This is a genomic window from Gordonia phthalatica, assembly GCF_001305675.1.
GTDB classification, from domain to species: domain Bacteria; phylum Actinomycetota; class Actinomycetes; order Mycobacteriales; family Mycobacteriaceae; genus Gordonia; species Gordonia phthalatica.
This window is the reverse complement of the sequence record NZ_CP011853.1, coordinates 3,433,277-3,450,524: the sequence shown is the minus strand read 5'-3', so window position 1 is coordinate 3,450,524 and position 17,248 is coordinate 3,433,277. Positions and strand designations below refer to the sequence as shown.

The 17,248-nt window shown below is 67.6% G+C and carries 14 protein-coding genes and 1 pseudogene; 6 read left to right on the top strand and 9 right to left on the bottom strand.

Annotated features, from left to right (window positions below; genetic code table 11):
• Positions 1–43 precede the first annotated feature (43 nt).
• Positions 44–1,234 carry an elongation factor Tu gene (gene tuf / locus ACH46_RS16130; RefSeq protein ID WP_062393821.1) on the top strand — a complete coding sequence of 397 codons (1,191 nt, stop codon included), beginning with the start codon at positions 44–46 and terminating at the stop codon, positions 1,232–1,234.
• Between the two features lie 173 nt (positions 1,235–1,407).
• Here the strand turns inward: tuf and ACH46_RS16125 are convergent, their stop codons facing one another.
• From ACH46_RS16125 to ACH46_RS16110, 4 genes are all read right to left on the bottom strand, one after another.
• Positions 1,408–2,343, bottom strand: a complete 936-nt coding sequence (locus ACH46_RS16125) for a hypothetical protein (RefSeq protein ID WP_062393820.1) — start codon at positions 2,341–2,343, stop codon at positions 1,408–1,410.
• 198 nt (positions 2,344–2,541) lie between these two features.
• The gene (locus ACH46_RS16120) at positions 2,542–3,012 is read right to left on the bottom strand and encodes a heme-binding beta-barrel domain-containing protein (RefSeq protein ID WP_062393819.1); all 471 of its coding nucleotides are present in this window, start codon (positions 3,010–3,012) and stop codon (positions 2,542–2,544) included.
• Positions 3,013–3,035: 23 nt separating this feature from the next.
• Positions 3,036–3,989: an EamA family transporter gene (locus ACH46_RS16115; RefSeq protein ID WP_062393818.1), complete on the bottom strand. Its 954-nt coding sequence runs from the start codon at positions 3,987–3,989 to the stop codon at positions 3,036–3,038.
• A 26-nt stretch (positions 3,990–4,015) separates the two neighbouring features.
• The gene (locus ACH46_RS16110; RefSeq protein WP_062393817.1) at positions 4,016–4,648 is read right to left on the bottom strand and encodes a hypothetical protein; all 633 of its coding nucleotides are present in this window, start codon (positions 4,646–4,648) and stop codon (positions 4,016–4,018) included.
• 796 nt (positions 4,649–5,444) lie between these two features.
• On the opposite strand from ACH46_RS16110, the gene ACH46_RS16105 reads away from it, so the two are divergent.
• The 3 genes and pseudogenes from ACH46_RS16105 (at position 5,445) to ACH46_RS16095 (ending at position 9,060) form a co-directional block, all read left to right on the top strand.
• The gene (locus tag ACH46_RS16105; RefSeq protein WP_120298749.1) at positions 5,445–6,194 is read left to right on the top strand and encodes an alpha/beta fold hydrolase; all 750 of its coding nucleotides are present in this window, start codon (positions 5,445–5,447) and stop codon (positions 6,192–6,194) included.
• Positions 6,195–6,338: 144 nt separating this feature from the next.
• Positions 6,339–7,763, top strand: a pseudogene (locus ACH46_RS16100) (basic amino acid/polyamine antiporter).
• Between the two features lie 46 nt (positions 7,764–7,809).
• Positions 7,810–9,060 (top strand): arginine deiminase, encoded by a 1,251-nt coding sequence (locus ACH46_RS16095; protein ID WP_062393816.1) that lies wholly within the window; start codon positions 7,810–7,812, stop codon positions 9,058–9,060.
• Positions 9,061–9,189: 129 nt separating this feature from the next.
• Here the strand turns inward: ACH46_RS16095 and ACH46_RS16090 are convergent, their stop codons facing one another.
• From ACH46_RS16090 to ACH46_RS16080, 3 genes are all read right to left on the bottom strand, one after another.
• Positions 9,190–9,687 carry a hypothetical protein gene (locus tag ACH46_RS16090; RefSeq protein ID WP_062393815.1) on the bottom strand — a complete coding sequence of 166 codons (498 nt, stop codon included), beginning with the start codon at positions 9,685–9,687 and terminating at the stop codon, positions 9,190–9,192.
• A 108-nt stretch (positions 9,688–9,795) separates the two neighbouring features.
• Entirely contained in the window at positions 9,796–11,376 is a 1,581-nt protein-coding gene (locus tag ACH46_RS16085) for a GMC family oxidoreductase (RefSeq protein ID WP_062393814.1), read from the bottom strand.
• Between the two features lie 16 nt (positions 11,377–11,392).
• On the bottom strand, positions 11,393–13,096 hold the full coding sequence (locus ACH46_RS16080; RefSeq protein WP_062393813.1) for an aldehyde dehydrogenase family protein: 1,704 nt from the start codon (positions 13,094–13,096) through the stop codon (positions 11,393–11,395).
• Positions 13,097–13,282: 186 nt separating this feature from the next.
• Here ACH46_RS16080 and ACH46_RS16075 point away from each other — a divergent pair, with 186 nt between their 5' ends.
• Positions 13,283–14,455 carry a PucR family transcriptional regulator gene (locus ACH46_RS16075; protein WP_062393812.1) on the top strand — a complete coding sequence of 391 codons (1,173 nt, stop codon included), beginning with the start codon at positions 13,283–13,285 and terminating at the stop codon, positions 14,453–14,455.
• A gap of 82 nt (positions 14,456–14,537) precedes the next feature.
• Here ACH46_RS16075 and ACH46_RS16070 read toward each other — a convergent pair whose 3' ends face one another.
• Positions 14,538–15,065 carry a DUF4334 domain-containing protein gene (locus ACH46_RS16070; protein ID WP_062393811.1) on the bottom strand — a complete coding sequence of 176 codons (528 nt, stop codon included), beginning with the start codon at positions 15,063–15,065 and terminating at the stop codon, positions 14,538–14,540.
• On the bottom strand, positions 15,062–15,994 hold the full coding sequence (locus tag ACH46_RS16065) for an oxygenase MpaB family protein (protein WP_062393810.1): 933 nt from the start codon (positions 15,992–15,994) through the stop codon (positions 15,062–15,064). Before ACH46_RS16065 ends, ACH46_RS16070 begins: the two co-directional genes overlap by 4 nt.
• A 103-nt stretch (positions 15,995–16,097) precedes the next feature.
• On the opposite strand from ACH46_RS16065, the gene ACH46_RS16060 reads away from it, so the two are divergent.
• Positions 16,098–17,162: an o-succinylbenzoate synthase gene (locus ACH46_RS16060; RefSeq protein WP_062393809.1), complete on the top strand. Its 1,065-nt coding sequence runs from the start codon at positions 16,098–16,100 to the stop codon at positions 17,160–17,162.
• Positions 17,163–17,248 lie beyond the last annotated feature (86 nt).

Below are 17,248 nucleotides of genomic sequence, written 5' to 3'. Positions count from 1 at the left end.
TCGGGAACCACCCGGCAGCGACAACAGTCCAGGAGGACACACAGTGGCGAAGGCGAAGTTCGAGCGGACCAAGCCGCACGTGAACATCGGCACCATCGGTCACGTCGACCACGGCAAGACCACCACGACGGCTGCCATCACCAAGGTGCTGGCGGACCAGTACCCGGACCTGAACGAGAGCTTCGCTTTCGATCAGATCGACAAGGCGCCTGAGGAGAAGGCTCGTGGTATCACGATCAACATCTCCCACGTCGAGTACCAGACGGAGAAGCGTCACTACGCTCACGTCGACGCTCCGGGTCACGCCGACTACATCAAGAACATGATCACCGGCGCTGCTCAGATGGACGGTGCGATCCTGGTCGTGGCCGCCACCGACGGCCCGATGCCGCAGACTCGCGAGCACGTCCTCCTGGCCCGCCAGGTCGGCGTTCCCTACATCCTCGTCGCACTGAACAAGGCCGACATGGTCGACGACGAAGAGATCATGGAGCTCGTCGAGATGGAGGTCCGCGAACTGCTGGCCGCCCAGGAGTTCGACGAGGACGCTCCGGTCGTTCCGATCTCGGCACTGAAGGCGCTCGAGGGCGACCCGAAGTGGGTTGAGTCGGTCCAGAAGCTGATGGCTGCTGTCGACGAGTCGATCCCGGACCCGGTCCGCGAGACCGACAAGCCGTTCCTGATGCCCGTCGAGGACGTCTTCACGATCACCGGTCGTGGCACCGTCGTCACCGGTCGCGTCGAGCGCGGTGAGATCAACGTCAACGCTGAGGTCGAGATCGTCGGTATCCGCGAGAAGTCGCAGAAGACCACCGTCACCGGCATCGAGATGTTCCACAAGCTCCTCGACTCGGCTCAGGCTGGCGACAACGCCGGCCTGCTGCTCCGCGGTCTGAAGCGCGAGGACGTCGAGCGCGGCCAGGTCATCGTTGCCCCCGGCACCACGACCCCGCACACCGAGTTCGAGGGCCAGGCGTACATCCTGTCGAAGGACGAGGGCGGCCGTCACACCCCGTTCTTCAACAACTACCGTCCGCAGTTCTACTTCCGCACCACGGACGTGACCGGCGTCGTGACCCTCCCCGAGGGCACCGAGATGGTCATGCCGGGCGACAACACCGAGATGAGCGTCAAGCTGATCCAGCCGGTCGCCATGGACGAGGGCCTGCGCTTCGCTATCCGCGAGGGTGGCCGCACCGTCGGTGCCGGCCGCGTCACCAAGATCATCAAGTGATGATCTAGCCTGACGGCTTTTTGAACGCCCGTCCCGCTTCGGCGGGGCGGGCGTTCTGCTGTCGGCGGGGGGCGTTCCCGCACCGGGTAACCGTTCCCACATGAGGCGTTGGTTCCCGCTACACGTCTGACATGTAGCGGGAACCAACGCCTCATGTGGGAAGCGAGTCGACGTCAGATCAAGCGTTCGTCGAGCAATGCCTCACGGACCTTGGTGACGACGGTTTCGGCGTGGAGGTCGTCGGTGATCCACCGCGCGACGGCGAGTTTCAGAGCGCGGAGGCCGTCCTCGCGCTTCTTCTCGCGGTAGACGACGTCGCCGGGGTCGTCGCCGGGACGGAGGTCGCGCCAGTACTTGCGCTTGCCGTCGTATTCGGCGACCACCTTCCGGTCCCAGGAGTAGTCGCAGTAGGCGTTCGACCCGTCGGGGAGGACGAAGTGCGTCTGCAGGTCTGGTACCGGGAGTCCTGCTCGAATGATCTGCGCTCGGCCCCACGACTCGTACGGGTTGGCTGAACGACCGTCGGCGTACTGAATCGCGGCGCGGGCATCGGCGGCCCCGCGCACGCGGCGCTTGCCCAGTTCGTCGAGCAGTTCGTCGACCGTCACTCCCATGCGCAGGGCACTGTCGCAGGCGGCCAGTCCCGCGGCGAATCCGCGGGCGGCAGCGATGTCGATCGCAGTGCGGGCAGGCGTCGTGACCTCGATGCCGGCGACGACCATCGTCGATCCGGCGGGAAGCCCGGTGTGAACATGCCGGGTGCGGAGCTTACGGCCGCCGGTTGATGCCGGACTGCTGAAGTGGACGACATCCCGACTCGGCCGCAGAGTGGCCATCCCCAGTACTGCGGCCGCGGACTCATGGCTCAGTGCGAGGCGGCATTGGTCGTCGAGGGCCGCGGCGATGCATTTGAGCCGGTACAGCTCGTCGTCGAACCTGGCACTGCCCAGGATGTCGACGGGTGGGAGGAGAGCTGTTATCGCGTACTTGCCCCGATCCGCGACAGTCAGTTCGCCGTCGCGCAACGCCTGCTTCAACTGGAGATCTGTGATGCCGACGTCGAGTGCTCTGCTGCGTCGGACCAGTCCGATGGAGTCTGTGGGCCACATGGCTTCAGTGAACCCATCAGCGGGCGGTTTGTCGCATCCGTTGTCCACAGGTCTGCGATTCGACGTCGTGCTGTGGATTCCTGCACCGGGTAACCACTCCCGCACCGGGTAACCGTTCCCACATGAGGCGTTGCTTCTCGCTACACGTCCGACATGTAGCGGGAAGCAACGCCTCATGTGGGAAGCGGGTCGACGTCGCTACACGCGCTGCAGTTCGGCCCGCAGGTGGTGGGAGACGGGGACGTCGGCGTACGACATCCAGAGGTCGTAGACCAGGGTGTCCCCGCTGATCTGAAAGCGCCGTCGAACGCTGTGCACCTGCTTCGCGTCGGGGGAGACGCCCAGGGTGTGCTGGGTGAACAGGAGCGACGGCCCGTCCACCTCGGCGCGCTGCAGTTCGACGAACCCGGTGGGCTGGGCGACCAGCAGTTCGATGTGGTTCGGGCCCGCGAGGCGGAGGAATCCGGTCTCGGTGTGCATCGCACGACCGCCGCCCGGCGCCCGCGTCTTGGAACGGTAGAAGAGGAACGGCCGGCCGCTCGGCGCCAGCTCGATCTCCTCGTCGTAGGTGAAGCTGTCGATGGTGGCGTAGTGACCGGCGCCCTGGCCGCGCCAGAGGCCGGCGAACGGAGCGAGGGGACCGAGGACATCGCGCGGGGAATCGGACATGACCTAACGCTAGTCCGCGAGAGTCAGCCCGGGACAGGGATCTCGGTCTCTGGTGTGGGACGTTCCCCGAGCTTCACGACGATCACACCCGCCAGCACCAGGGCGCCACCGACCAGTTGGATGCGGTCGGGCACCTGATCCAGCATCAGCCACGCGGCGACGATTGCGGCGAGCAACTCGGTGAGCGCGACGAACGAGGCCAGTCGAGGCTCCAGGCGGCGCACCGCCGCGATCCCGGTCGCGTAGGCGAAGGCCGCCGTGATGAGACCCAGCGCGACGACCGGGATCCACCACGCCAACCGGTGGTCGGCCAGCGTCACGTCGTCGAGCGACGCGGTCATCGGCAGCACCCCGACCAGCCCGGCGACGCCGAGCAGGACCGCTGCGTAGAGGAGGCCGATCGCGGCCATCGCGATCGCGGGCAGGTCGGTGCCCGACCGGCCCGACATGACGAAGTATCCGGCGTTGCCCGCCATGGCTCCGAGGGCCCACGCGATGCCCGCGGCGTCGAGTGAGACGGTGCCGAACAACTGCAGCACCAGGACCAGCCCGGCCGCCGCGATGAGCGTGCCGACGAACGTGAGGCGGGTCGGGACCTGCCCGTAGCGGAACCACATCCAGCCGACCACCGCCAGCGGCGAGGTGTACTCGATCAACAGCGCGACGCCGACGTCGAGCGTCGACACCGCGTAGAAGTAACAGAGCTGCGGGACGGTGACGGCGACGAGGCCGTACGCCAGCAACGTCCACTGCGTTCGACCGTTCGCGAGGAGCGCCCACCGTCCGCGCATCGCGTACGCGGCCGGGCCGAGGAGCGCGACTGCACCGAGGGCGATGCGCGCGGTGACCGCGGCACCGGAAGACCATCCGACGTCCTGAAGCCCGCGGGCGAACGGGCCCGACATGCCGAACGAGATCGCGGAGACGACGGCGAAGATCAGGCCGGTGCTGATGCTTCGACCGGTGGAAGAGTGCATTCGCCAGAGGATATCGGTCGCGACAATCAGCGGTTACGCGGGCGCACGACCGGCGGAACCGCTGACGTCAGGCAGTACAGGGGAACGTCGCCGATGGCGGTCGTGCGGTACTCGGTCATGTTCAAGGAGGCGGCGAAGACGCGGCGGAGGGTCGCGCTCCCGGTCACGCATGTGAACCGGCGATTCTCGTCGCGGCACATGGTCTGGATCGGAAGCATGAGAGCCATCAGCGCACCGCGCTGACGGTGGTCTGCGCGAACGGCGGCGATCTCGACGTGGACCGCTTCGGGGTCCGGATGCATCAGCGACTCGCGTTCCATCTGCATCGTCAGTGCGAGGCGCTTGGCCATGTCGAGGTGGGCCTTCAACACCGCGACGTCGTGGGCGGCGGCGTCGGCGTCGACCGGCGGGGTGGCGCGTTCGGCGGCGGCCCACGTCACGACACCGACGAGTGAATCGTCGGCGAACGCGCCGACGGCGGTGCCGTTCGCGAGATGGCCTCGAAGGAGCGCTCGAGCCAGCCAGTCGATGACGCCGGGGTCGTCGGCGGAGTCGCCGAGGGCCCAGGTGTAGAGGGGGATCTCCGGTATGGCGGCGATGACGAGTTCGACCGCCTCGCCGAGGTCGGCGGTGCGCAGATTGCGTGTGTGGAGGGTCATGAAACCGATTCGAGAGGACAGGCGGACGATGCCGCGTGCCCTCTCGAACGAAGTGATGCCGTGGTCGGCTACTTGGAGCTGCCTGCCGAGCTTCCGGCGTTCAGGATTCCGGCGGTCAGCGTGCCGACGGCGTCGCCGATGGCGGTGTTGATGGCGCTGGAGATGGAGTTGCCGACTGAAGACATGGGTAGTCCTTTCGAAGGGGGAGAGGGCACTTCCGACTGGAAGTGATTGGCCTAACGTCCGCGGTCAAGTATGCATTACAACACGACACATTTCCACCTAAGGCGCGAATTTGCCGCAAAGCACACAACATAGGTCTGACGTGGGTGTTCAGGTGTCATCTGAAGGGATTACGTGAGCATCGAGGACGTGCAGGATGTTCACGTGGTCGGGCCGCTCGGTGTCTGAGGGGATGGCGGGAGGGCGCGTGTTTTCGTGACGTGCCCTCCCGCGTGAACCGAAGCTACGGGGCTGGGTTCGAGCCCCCGAGGGAGCTTCCCGGGTCACTGCTGCCGGCGCCCAGGACTCCGCCGAGGAGTCCGAGGATTGCCGAGGTGGGATCGCTACTGCTGTCGCTGCTGCCGCCGCCGAGGAGACTGCCGAGTCCTGACATGAAGATACCTTTCGAGTGGGAGGGAGATCTCGATGGAAAGTGAAGTAGATTACTTCCGCATAGGAGTATGCAGGGGATCACTTTGTATTCCTATTCGGTAGGTCCTCGTCGGGGGTGGTGTCGTTGGATCGAACCCAGGCCACCCTGCAGGTTCTCCGCCGACGGCGTTACGCTGGCGGGGTGAATTTCATCCGTTCGGTTGATGCGTCTGCTCCCGACCTCGCCGTCGACGTCTCCGGCTGCCTGACCGGACAGACACCGGTGGTCCTGGTTCACGGCATGGGCGGCGACCACACCACGTGGGGACCGACCGTCCGTACGCTCCGCGCCACGTGTCGCCCGACCGTCGCCGTCGACCTCCGCGGGCACGGTCGCAGCGGCCGCTCCGACAGTTACCGGCTCGACGACTTCGCCGCCGACATCGACCGCGTGGTCGGCGGGTTGAAGCTCGCCCGATTCGACCTCGTCGGCCACTCGCTCGGCGCACACGCCGCCCTCCGCTACGCCATGACCAGCCCCGCGCGCGTGCGTCGCCTCGTCCTGGAAGAGGTGCCGCCGATGCCGCGCGACGACGCCGATGCTGCCGAGGACATCGCGCCGACCGCGTCGTTCGGCGAGCGGATCCGCGGTTTCGGCGCGTTGCTCGCCAACCCGGGGCCCTTCCTCCGCTACGACCGCGCACTCGGCGAACCGGTGATGACCCAATTCCAGACGCCCGATCCGCAGTGGTGGGCGTCGCTCCGGAATGTCAGCGCACCGACCCTCGTGGTCTCCGGCGGCGCCCGCAGTTTTCTGCCGGCGCATCACCTCCGGTCGGTGGCGGAGGCGTTGCCGAACGCGGATTTCGTCCGGATCGAAGCCGGTCACAGCGTGCACCGTGACGCGAGCCCGGAGTTCCTCTCGGCACTCCTCGCACACCTCGACGACTGAATCCGACGGCGGTCACGCGCGAGGCGGATGCGCCGAGTAGCGTCAACTTCGCAAAGCACGACACGCGGGGCGACGCAGAGGATGTGACACGTGGCGGAAGCCGCAGAGAAGACCGAGAAAGTCAGCCTTCCGACACTGACCGCGATGGTCGTCGGATCGGGGGTCTTCCTCCTCCCGCGGCGATTCGGCACCGAGACCGGCGCGTTCGGCGCCATCATCGCCTGGACGGTCGCGGGCGCGGGCATGCTGATGCTGGCGTTCGTCTTCCAGCGGCTCGCCACCCGCAAACCCGACCTCGACGCCGGCCTGTACGCCTACGCGAAGGACGGCTTCGGCGATTACATCGGCTTCAACTCGGCCATCGGCTTCTGGGCGTCGGCCTGCGCGGGCAACACGTCGTACTGGGTGCTCATCATGGCCACCACCAGTGCGCTGTTCCCCGACCTCGGCGACGGCTCCACCTTCCTTCCCCGTTGCGCTCTCGTCGGTCGGCGTGTGGCTGTTCCACTTCCTGATCAGCCGCGACGTCAAACAGGCCGCGATCATCAACCGTATCGCGACCATCGCCAAGGTGGTGCCGCTGATCGTCTTCATCGTGCTCGCGGTGATCATGTTCGACGCCGGCTACTTCTCCGACAACTTCTGGGGCGGTAACGGCATCGAGGTCGGCTCACTCTGGGACCAGGTCACCGGCACCATGCTCATCACGTGTTCGTGTTCATGGGCATCGAGGGTGCGAGCATGTACTCCCGGTTCGCGCGCAAGCGCGAGGACGTCGGCAACGCCACCGTGTTCGGCTTCCTCGGCGTCTTGGGCGTCTTCTCGCTCGTGACGCTGGTGTCGTACGGCGCCATGTCGCAGGGCGACCTCGCGACCGCCGACCAGCCGTCCGTCGCGTCGGTCCTGGCCCACCTCGTCGGCGACTGGGGCTCGGTGTTCATCCGGATCGGCGTCATCGTCTCGGTCCTCGGCGCCTACCTCGCGTGGACACTGATGGCCGCCGAGCTCCTGTACATCCCGGCGCGCGCCAAGGACATGCCGAAGTTCCTGCAGCGCACCAACAAGGCGGGCGCCCCGATCAATGCGCTCATCCTCGCCAGCACGCTGGTGCAGGCCATGCTGCTCCTGCTGCTCTTCGTCGACGACGCGCTCGACTTCATGCTCGACCTCACCGCGGCCCTCGCCCTGGTCCCGTACTTCCTGTCCGCGGCGTACATGCTACGCCTGGTCATCAAACGCGAGACCTACGACGGCGACGACCGCGCCCACAACCGCGACATGGTGATCGCCGGACTCGCGGTCCTGTACACCGCGTTCCTCGCCTACGCCGCGGGCCTCGACAAGCTGCTGCTGGCCTGCGTCCTCTACGCGCTCGGCACCATCCTGTTCGTCATCGCACGCCGCGAACAGGGCCTCAAAGTGTTCAAGCCCTTCGAGGCGGTGATCTTCGGGGTGATCGCCGTGGGCGCCGTCGCCGGAATCATCTACCTCGTGACCGGCAGCGAGCACATCTACGACCATCCCGAGCAGGAACGTCACTCCTATTACGTCACCGACCCCGTCGACTGACCGCCCTCACTGACGACTCCGTCTCCGACCGAGAGGAACCCTCCCCATGACAGACCGCCCCTCCGCCGCATACGGCGTCCACTCCGAAGTCGGCAAGCTGCACAAGGTGCTGGTCTGCGCGCCCGGCCTCGCTCACGAGCGGCTGACGCCCACAAACTCCGACGACCTCCTGTTCGACGACGTCCTCTGGGTACAGAACGCCAAGCGCGACCACTTCGACTTCATCACCAAGATGCGCGACCGCGGCGTCGACGTCGTCGAACTGCACAACGTGCTCGCCGAGACCATGGACGACCCGGCGGCGCGGTCGTGGCTGCTGGACCGCAAGATCGTGACCAACGACGTCGGCGTCGGGCTGGTCGACGCGACCCGCGGGTACCTGCAGGAGCTGTCGTCGCGTGAACTGGCGGAGTTGTTGATCGGCGGCATGTCGACCCGCGACCTGCCCAAGGAGCTGCGGCCGTCGTACATGTCGCTCGCGCGCGAATCGACCGGCGTCAACGAATACCTGATGCCGCCGCTGCCGAACACCCTTTACACCCGCGACACCACCTGCTGGGTGTACGGCGGTCTGACGCTGAACCCGCTGTACTGGCCCGCACGGCACGACGAGACCCTGCTCATGAAGGCGATCTACGAGTTCCACCCCGACTTCGTCGGCTCACCCGTCCGCTGGGGCGACCCGGAGCAGGCATGGGGACAGTCGACCATCGAGAGTGGCGACGTGATGGTCCCCGGCAACGGTGTGGTCTTGATCGGCATGAGCGAGCGGACGTCGCGGCAGGCCATCACCCAGGTGGCGCTGAAGCTGTTCGAGGCGGGCGACGTCCAGAAGGTGATCGTCGCCGGCATGCCGAAGCTGCGGTCGGCCATGCACTTGGACACCGTCTTCACCTTCGCCGACCGCGACGTGGTGACCGTGTACCCGCGGATCGTCGACGCGATCAAGCCGTTCACGATCGTCCCGTCGGACAAGAAGCCGGGCCTGGAGGTGATCGAGGAGTCCGAGCACTTCATCGAGGTGGTCCGCAAGGCGCTCGATCTGGACGTGCTGCGCGTGGTGGAGGCCGGCGGCTCGGAGTACGCGTCCGAGCGGCAGCAGTGGGACAGCGGCAACAACCTCGTTGCCGTCGAACCCGGCGTTGTCTTCGCCTACGATCGCAACACCTACACCAATGCACTGCTGCGCAAGGAGGGCATCGAGGTCATCACGATCGTCGGCGCCGAACTGGGTCGCGGTCGCGGCGGCGGCCACTGCATGACCTGCCCGATCATCCGGGATCCGCTGCCGGCGTAGCACCCCACGTTGGTTGAGCATGCCTCTCACGTTGGTTGAGCAAGCGAGGAACGAGCGCGTCGAAACCGCCGCCTCTCACGTTGGTTGAGCAAGCGAGGGACGAGCGCGTCGAAACCGCCGCGAGCTGGGTCACCCCGGCAGCTGCAACACCGGCGCGATCGAGGCGATCAGCGCTCGGTACCGATCGGCGACCTCGGTCGCGGTCGGTCCGCACGCGACGTCGGTGCGGTCGACGACCGACCGGCCGCCGCTGTTCACGTGGATGCCGTAGGTGGATCCGCCGACGCAGCCCGCGGCCGGAGGCTTAAGGTCGTCGAGCGCATCGAGGCCGTCGACCAACTGTTTCCACTGCTCGGGGCTGACGCGGCTGCTGGTGGTCCGTGCCGGTTCGGCGTCGCCCTTCACGACGCCGTAGCCGCCGATGCGTGCGGTGGCCTGCTGCCCGGCGAACTGGATGACGTACTCGTCGTGGTAGTTCGGCGCGGTCGCGGGCCCGACGTAGGTGTACGCGACGGTGGTGTCTGCCTGGGGCAGGTCCCGGTCCGATGGCTCGGAGCCGCACGCGGCGAGTGATGGCAGTGCTAGGGCCACGAGCAGGGCTGTCTTCGGGGCGCCGATGCGTGTCATACCGACAACGCTAACGGCACTGTCGACAAATGCGTCCCCGTGAGCGGGGTCCGAGGGCAAATAGCCCTCGGCGGGTGCTCACGGGGACGCAAATGTTCGTACGGTCGACTACAACCCCTTGATCAGGTCCGCGGCCTTCTCACCGATGAACACGCTCGGCGCGTGCGTGTGCCCGCGAATGATCTTCGGCATCACCGACGCGTCCGCGACCCGCAGGCCGTCGATGCCGCGCACCGTGAGGTCCGGGGCGACGACGCTCGCGTCGTCCAAGCCCATCCGGCAGGTGCCGGTCGGGTGGTACAGCGTGTGCGAGTACCAGGTCAGCGCGTCCTCGAGGGTCTCCTCGATGGTCGGCAGCTCCCGCTTGGGCTGCATGAACCGGCCGATCTTCCCGGCGAGCGGCTGCGCCGACGCGATGCTGTACGCCGCGCGCAGGCCCGACAGCATGGCCTCGCGGTCCACCCCGTCCGGATCGGACAGGTACATCGGGTCGACGAGCGCCTTGGCAGTCGGATCCGCGGACTTGAGGGACACCGTTCCGCGGCTGCGCGGGTCGACGAGGATCGGACCGAGGCCGATCGCGTTGCCGGTGGCCTCGCCGATGCCCTCGTCGAAGAACGGGGCCGGGCCGAAGATGATCTCGATGTCGGGCAGCTCCAGATCCGGCCGGCTGCGGATGAATCCGTACGCCTCACCGACGTTCGACGTCAGCATGCCGCGCTTGCGGGTCAGGTAGTTCACGAGCTCCAGGGGCTTCTCGGCGTCGAACAGCGTGCCGCCGTCGACGGCGAAGCCGATCAACGACACCAGGTGGTCGCTGAGGTTCTGGCCCACTTCAGGCAGGTGGTGGACCACGCCGATCCCGTGCTCGCGCAGCTGCGCCTCGTCGCCGATGCCCGACAGCATCAGCAGCTGCGGAGTGTTGATGGCGCCGCCGGAGAGGATGACCTCCTTGCGGGCCCGGACCGTCCGCTTGACGCCGTCGGACAGGTACTCGACGCCGACGGCTCGGGTCCCCTCCAGCAGTACGCGGGTGGCCTGCGCGCCGGTGAGGATCGTCAGGTTGCTGCGTGAGCGGGCCGGCTTCAGGTAGGCGACCGCCGTGCTGCAGCGGGAACCGTCGCGCTGGTTCACCATGGTCTGGGTGAAGCCCTCGGGCTGCGGCAGGTTCGCGCGCTCGCGCTTGAACCCGGCATGCTCCGCGGACTCGAGGAAGTCCTCGGTCCAGGTGCGGGGGCTCCGCTGCTTCGACACATTCAGCGGGCCGCTGCGTCCCTCGCCGTCCTCGGACGCGCCCTCGACGTTCTCGATGCGCTGGAAGTACTTGACCGCGTCCGCGAATCCCCAGCCGTCGCCCGCCAGGCGGGCCCACTCGTCGTAGTCGGCGGCATAGCCGCGGACCCACATCATCGCGTTCATCGACGACGACCCGCCGAGCGTCTTGCCGCGCGGATAGAAGATGCGGCGGTCGCCGAGGTTCGGCTGCGGCTCGGTGAGGTAGTTCCAGTCCAACTCGGTCTGGAACTGCTTGGAGAACGCGGCCGGGATGTGGATGTTCTGGCTCTTGTCCTCGCCGCCCGCCTCGAGGGCGATCACCGAGGTGCCGGACTGCTCGGACAGTCGGGCGGCGATGACCGCACCCGCCGACCCGGTTCCGACGACGACGTAATCGGCTTCAGTGTTGCTCATGGATTCCTCTCTGGGCTCAGCCGCGCAGGGCGGAGGCGAAGATGGCGGGCAGGCGGAGCGGGTTGTGATCGCCGGCGAAGGCGGTCAGGCGACGACCGGTGGTGGCGGCGGTCGCGTTGTCGACGAACCACGGTGGCTTCGGCGAGATGGACTTCTCACCCTTCAGCACCGACCGCGGCGACGGACGGAACGGTCCGCGCACGACGGTCCGTTCGATGCGGTCCATCAGCCACGCGTTGTGCACCACGCCGATGCCGGACTGGACGTCGTCGATGGTGTGGCCGGGGAACGCGCCCCACGACGCGGTCGGCGTCAGGAACCCGACTCCGGTCCAGGCGTTGACGGCGATGGTGCCGTAGCGCAGCTTCTCGATCATCTCGTCGAAGGCGTCGCCGAGCGCGGAGATGTCCGACGGATCCGCGATGATGTTGACGCCCAGCGTGCCCGCGAACTCCTCGTTGGCGGTGCGGGTGGCGTCGACGGCGAAGTCGGCGCCGACGCCCGGGATCTCGACCACGCCGTAGACGGGAGCGAAGTACTCGCCGCTCAGGGCGGGCTCGTCGGACGACGCCTTGAGGTCGGCGATCAGGAGACGACCGCCGTTCGGCCCCAGCTTCTCGGCGTGCGGGTACTGCTTCTCCGCGGTGGCGACGCGGCTGTCGCTGCCCGGATAGTAGGGCGTGCGGGCCGGCGCGGCGGCGATCGCCTTGCGCAGCTCGTTCAGGAAGGCGTCCTTCTGCTTCCAGTCCGACGACACGATCAGCGCCTGCGACGCCACGCAGTTGTAGCCGCCGTTGTGGAGGCGCTGGGTGGCGACGTGTTCGGCCTGGAACTTGAGGTCGGCGTCGCTCCACTCACCCGGCACGACGATGGTGGGGGAGACGCCACCGAGCTCGCTGGTGACCGGCTTGGTCAGCTTCGGATCCTTCGCGCTCTTGCGGGTGGCGGCCTCGTCGCCGACGCCCCAGACGATCGCGTCGTGCGTCAAGGCGCTGCCGGTCATGTGCACGTGGTCAACCAGCTCGTGGTTCACCAGTGCGCCGCCGACCTCGGCGCCGCCCTTCAGGATGCGGAGCGCGCCGACCTCGATGAACGGCGCCAGGACCTTGTTGAGCACCGGGAACAGCAGATCGGTGATCGGATTCAGCTTCAGCGCGACGACGCGGTTGTGGGCGAAGAGCTCGTACAGGACGTCGAGCGGAGCGATCGACATGATGTTGCCCGCGCCCAGCACCACACCGATGCCGCCGGTCTTCGACGGCGTCAGCTGCGCCAGCCCGGCGTCGGCCTTCGCCGCGGCCCGGCTGACGCCGCGCTGGAGCCACACCTGGGCGCTGAAGCCGCTGAGGAGGAGGTCGTCGTAGATGCTGGTGGGGAGGACATCGACCACCACCTGATTGCCGACGTCGTGGAACTTGGCGCCGTCGAGCGGGCTGCGGCCCTTCGACAGGCGATCGATGGTCTCGGCGAGCGCGGTGAGACTGTTCGCCAGCACATACGGGCCCGACAGCCACTCCTCGCCGACGAGCGGCGAGGACGGATCGAGCTTCTTGAGTTCGACTGCGGCGTCGACCCATTCCTGCGCGTGCTTCGCGGTGAGGTCGCGGGTCTTCAACAACAGATCGCGGCGCTGCGGGAGCGTCGTGGCACCCCAGCGCTTCTCGCCTTCGACGAGTTCGTTCACGGCGACGTCGACGGCTCGGACATCCAGATCTTGCACGATTGCTCCATTCCCACGGTGCCGCAGACAGACAGCGGCGATCAGTGACTCCATTGTGTGACGCCGCGCACGGTTTGCGCACCGGACTGCGGCACAGGGTCTGCAGGACGATGTTTGTGCGCGGGCACAAACGGCCGGTAGCGTGGGTCACATCCGGCAGATCGTTCCGGGGTGAGGAGTCGACAGGTGAGTGCACCGGTGGCGGCATCGTTGGCGGTCCGACTCCGCAGCGATGTCGATGAAGTGGCCGGCGTCCTCGCCGCGCGAATCGCCGCCGCTGACTCGGCGTACACCGAATCCGGTCCGATCACCGAGGAGGAACTGCGCGAGGCATGCCGGGCGAATCTCACCGAGATCATCCACGCGCTGGCCGGTGACGAGCCGAACCTGCAGCCCGCGTACGCGGTCGGCCGGCTCAAAGCTGAACGCGGAGTTCCGATCTCGTCCCTCCTGCACGCCTTCCGGCTCGGCGGTCGCCTGATCTGGGAGCAGCTGACCGACCTCGCGGACGGGCCGTCCGATCCCGAGTTGCTCGATCTCGTCGCACGACAGTGGGACCTGATCGACACCTACTCCGACGCCGCGGTGCAGTCGTACCGCGACACCGAGTCCCTGCTCGTGCACTCCGACGCGCAGGCGCGCTACCGACTCATTCGCACCCTCTTCGACGACCATGCCGACAGCCCCATCCGGCCGTTCACCGCGATGCGTACCCTCGGCATTCCTGAAGACGGGGTGTTCGTCGTCGTGATGATCGTGCCGCCGGAGGCGGGAGCCGCCCTCCCCGTCGGCCTCGACGTGGCGCTCCGCGACACCGGTGCACTCCCCGTCTGGGACGGGCAGGTGGACGTGCACGTCGGACTCCTGCGCACCGCATCGATCCGCGAGTCCGACCGGTCGGTGGACCGGCTCGGCGAACTGGTCGACGGCCGCATCGGCGTCAGCACAGCATTCACCAACCCGGCCCGGATCCCCGCTGCCCTCGCCGAGGCCAGGCTCGCCGCGCGCAGCATCGTGCCCGGCGTCGATCGCCTGGTCCGTTACGGCTCCGACCCCACCGCGCACCTCCTCGCGACCGTTCCGGAGGCGGGCGCGTCGATGGCGCGCCAGATCCTCGGCCCGGTGCTGACGCTGCCCGCGCCCGAACGCGACGACCTGCTCTCGGTTCTGTCCGCCTGGTACGAGTGCGCAGGCGCGGCCGCCGACGTCGCCGACCGCCTGCACTGCCACCGCAACACCGTCCGCTACCGCCTCCGCAAGGTCCGCGACCTCACCGGCCGCGACGTCACCGACCCGATCGCGTCCGCGGAACTGTTCCTCGCATTGCGAGGGGCGGAGTTGCTGGGGCTGACGAGATAGCTACCCTGGAAAAGTGTTGTTCTACTGGGCGTGGCGCCCAGTAGAACGACAAGATTCTGACCCGGCCCGCCAGCCGAACGCGTCAGTCCCGTTCCAGCAGGAAGAAATACGGGGCGGGGGAGTCGCGGAGGTCCATGGCACCGAACACGCAGTCGTCGTCGAGGCTGCGGAAGTGGTCGATGATCGGGAGGTCGTCGTAGACCATTGCTGCGCTGACCTTCCCCCGATATTCGACGACGCGCGCCCGGGCGCGGTGCTTCCGGGTGCGCAGCCCGCGAAAGGCGACGTCGGCGCCGGGCAGCCGTCGCTTCGGCAGTTTGGGGCCCACGGCGTTCAGCGCTGACATCGGGATCAGTCTCGGGTTCACCGCGTAGAACGCGCCGGGCGCACCGAACAGCAGCGGGTGGACGTGGTCGGCGTCGTCGAACTGCTTGCCGTACCAGCCGGAGATCGCCAGCAGCCCGTCCATCGGATGTCCGGTGGGGACCTCGCTGCCGTGCCAGCGGCCGAGCGTCTCGGTGACGGCGACGGTCGGCAACGCGTCGAAGAGCTGCTCGGCATCGGCGCGCGACAGTCCGGCGCGGAGGTCGTCGGCGGTGGGAACGGTCATGCGGTCCTCTCGGCGGGAGCGTTGTGCAGCGGGCGGGGATCGACGCCCGTGCGCTGCCACCCTTCGGCTGCCCACGGCACGTACAGCATTCGAATCGGCAGCCGATTGATGATCGGGTTGACGGCGCGCATGAAGCCTGCGAAGCGATCGAAGCGACGCTGCTTGGTCTCGGTCCAGTCGAGCTCGCACACCTCGCGCATCTGCGGCGGCAGTGTCCCGACGATCACCGTCTGCAGGAATCCGTTCAGGGGTGCCGCGACCACCCGCCACGCCGGCTTCGGCATCCACTTCGGTCCCGGGATCCCCTTCCGGAGGTAGCCGGTCGCGTACACGATCGTCCGCGTCGGAACGAACTTGTCGCACATCGACTCCCAGTACTCGCAGAACTCCTCGTAGGTCTGCGGCTGACTCCGCGCCGACACCCCGTACAGCTGATACCAGGTCTTGCTCTCTTCGAAGATCTGCACCTTCTCCTCGTACGAAAGCCGGCGGATGAAGGTGTCGGTGATGAACAGGACCTGGTCGACGAAGGTGGCGTGCGCCCAGTAGTACAGCTCCGGATTGAGCGCGTGATAGCGCGAGCCGTCGCTGATGGTGCCCTTGATGTCGCGGTGGAAGTCGCGGACGCGGCGGCCCCACTCGTGCGGGTGGTCGGAGTACACGGTCCGCATGATCGGCGGACCCGAACGACGGGCGCGGCCGAGGAAATCGGAGAAGATCACCGAGTGGTCCTCCACCCCCTGCGCCAACTGCTCGATGCAGTTCTCCGTGCCCGCCAGACGCTGGAAGCCGAGCACGCCGCGGACGTCGCCGTAGAACTTCCACACCAGGGAGTCGGCGCCGAGTCGGAGATCGATGGAGTCGACGTCGAGGTCGACGCACGCGGGTTCGGCCTCGCGGATGCCGGACTCGAAGTTCGCTGTGGTCATGGGAGCGACTCTAACCCCGCCATGACACAGATGTAAAGATTTGTTCCAAGGCGGAGGTTCGGCGCCGACTCGGGTGTCGAGTGCTCCGGGCTACCCTGGCCGCATGGTCTTCTCGCAGCCCTCCGGACGCAATAAGCAGTCGCTCTTCGGCACCACCGACGATCGCAAGAAGCCCATCCCGACCTTCCGGCTGCAGCCCAAGGGGCCGCCGCCTCCACCGAAGATGCCGACCGTCGACGACCTCCTCGACACCGCGAAGGTCGTGGCCCTCCCGATGCACATCCGCTTCCGGGGGGTCAAGGTCCGCGAGGCCCTCGTGTTTCAGGGGCCCGCCGGATGGGGCGAGTTCGCGCCCTTCGTCGAGTACGACGACGCCGAGGCCAAGATGTGGCTGGCCGCGGGTATCGAGGCCGCCTACCTCGGCGCGCCCGACCCCACTCGCGATTCGGTGCGCGTCAACGCGACCGTCCCCGCGGTGCCCGCCGACCAGGTGGCAGCGCTCATCGGGCGCTACCCGGGCGTCGACACGGTGAAGGTGAAGGTCGCCGAACCGGGTCAGAGCCTGGAGGACGACGTCGAGCGCGTCGCCGCCGCCCGCGACCTCGTCGAGACCGTCCGCATCGACGCCAACGGCGCTTGGTCGGTGGCGCAGGCGATCGAAGCGATCACTGCCATCGGCGACGTTGAATACGTGGAGCAGCCGTGCCGTACCGCCGAGGAGTTGGCCGAGGTTCGCAAGGCCGTGTCGGTGCCGATCGCAGCCGACGAGTCGATCCGGCGGTCGGGCGATCCGCTGCGCGTCGCCCAGCTCGACGCCGCCGACATCGCCGTCCTCAAGGTGGCGCCGCTGGGCGGCATGCGCGCGCTGCTCAACCTGGCGCACAAGCTGCCGATGGACGTCGTCGTCTCCAGTGCGCTCGACACCGCGATCGGGATCGCCGCCGGCGTCAACGCGGCCGCCGCCCTGCCGAACCTGCACCGCGCGTGCGGCCTCGGGACGGGGGAGTTGTTCAGCCGCGACGTGGCCCCGTCGTTCCGGATCGAGGGCGGTGTGGTGAAGCCGCGTCGCGTGGAGCCGGGCATCGACCTGCCGCTCGCGTCGGCGGAGCGCACGCAGTGGTGGCACGACCGCCTGCGTCGCTGCCACGCCCAGCTGGTGCGGCGCTGACCATCCCGTTGCGACAAATTTAAGTTTCCGTCCCAGAACCCGTAGACACACATCGATTAGTTTGTTTCAATCGAAGTATGGGTCGC

What these genes read in the sequence shown, in the direction of transcription:
- ACH46_RS16125 (WP_062393820.1), bottom strand. Translation starts at nt 2,343, where the DNA reads ATGTGGCCCACAGACTCCATCGGACTGGTCCGACGCAGCAGAGCACTC.
- ACH46_RS16120 (WP_062393819.1), bottom strand. Translation starts at nt 3,012, where the DNA reads ATGTCCGATTCCCCGCGCGATGTCCTCGGTCCCCTCGCTCCGTTCGCC.
- ACH46_RS16115 (WP_062393818.1), bottom strand. Translation starts at nt 3,989, where the DNA reads ATGCACTCTTCCACCGGTCGAAGCATCAGCACCGGCCTGATCTTCGCC.
- ACH46_RS16110 (WP_062393817.1), bottom strand. Translation starts at nt 4,648, where the DNA reads ATGACCCTCCACACACGCAATCTGCGCACCGCCGACCTCGGCGAGGCG.
- ACH46_RS16095 (WP_062393816.1), top strand. Translation starts at nt 7,810, where the DNA reads ATGACAGACCGCCCCTCCGCCGCATACGGCGTCCACTCCGAAGTCGGC.
- ACH46_RS16090 (WP_062393815.1), bottom strand. Translation starts at nt 9,687, where the DNA reads ATGACACGCATCGGCGCCCCGAAGACAGCCCTGCTCGTGGCCCTAGCA.
- ACH46_RS16085 (WP_062393814.1), bottom strand. Translation starts at nt 11,376, where the DNA reads ATGAGCAACACTGAAGCCGATTACGTCGTCGTCGGAACCGGGTCGGCG.
- ACH46_RS16070 (WP_062393811.1), bottom strand. Translation starts at nt 15,065, where the DNA reads ATGACCGTTCCCACCGCCGACGACCTCCGCGCCGGACTGTCGCGCGCC.
- ACH46_RS16065 (WP_062393810.1), bottom strand. Translation starts at nt 15,994, where the DNA reads ATGACCACAGCGAACTTCGAGTCCGGCATCCGCGAGGCCGAACCCGCG.
- ACH46_RS16060 (WP_062393809.1), top strand. Translation starts at nt 16,098, where the DNA reads ATGGTCTTCTCGCAGCCCTCCGGACGCAATAAGCAGTCGCTCTTCGGC.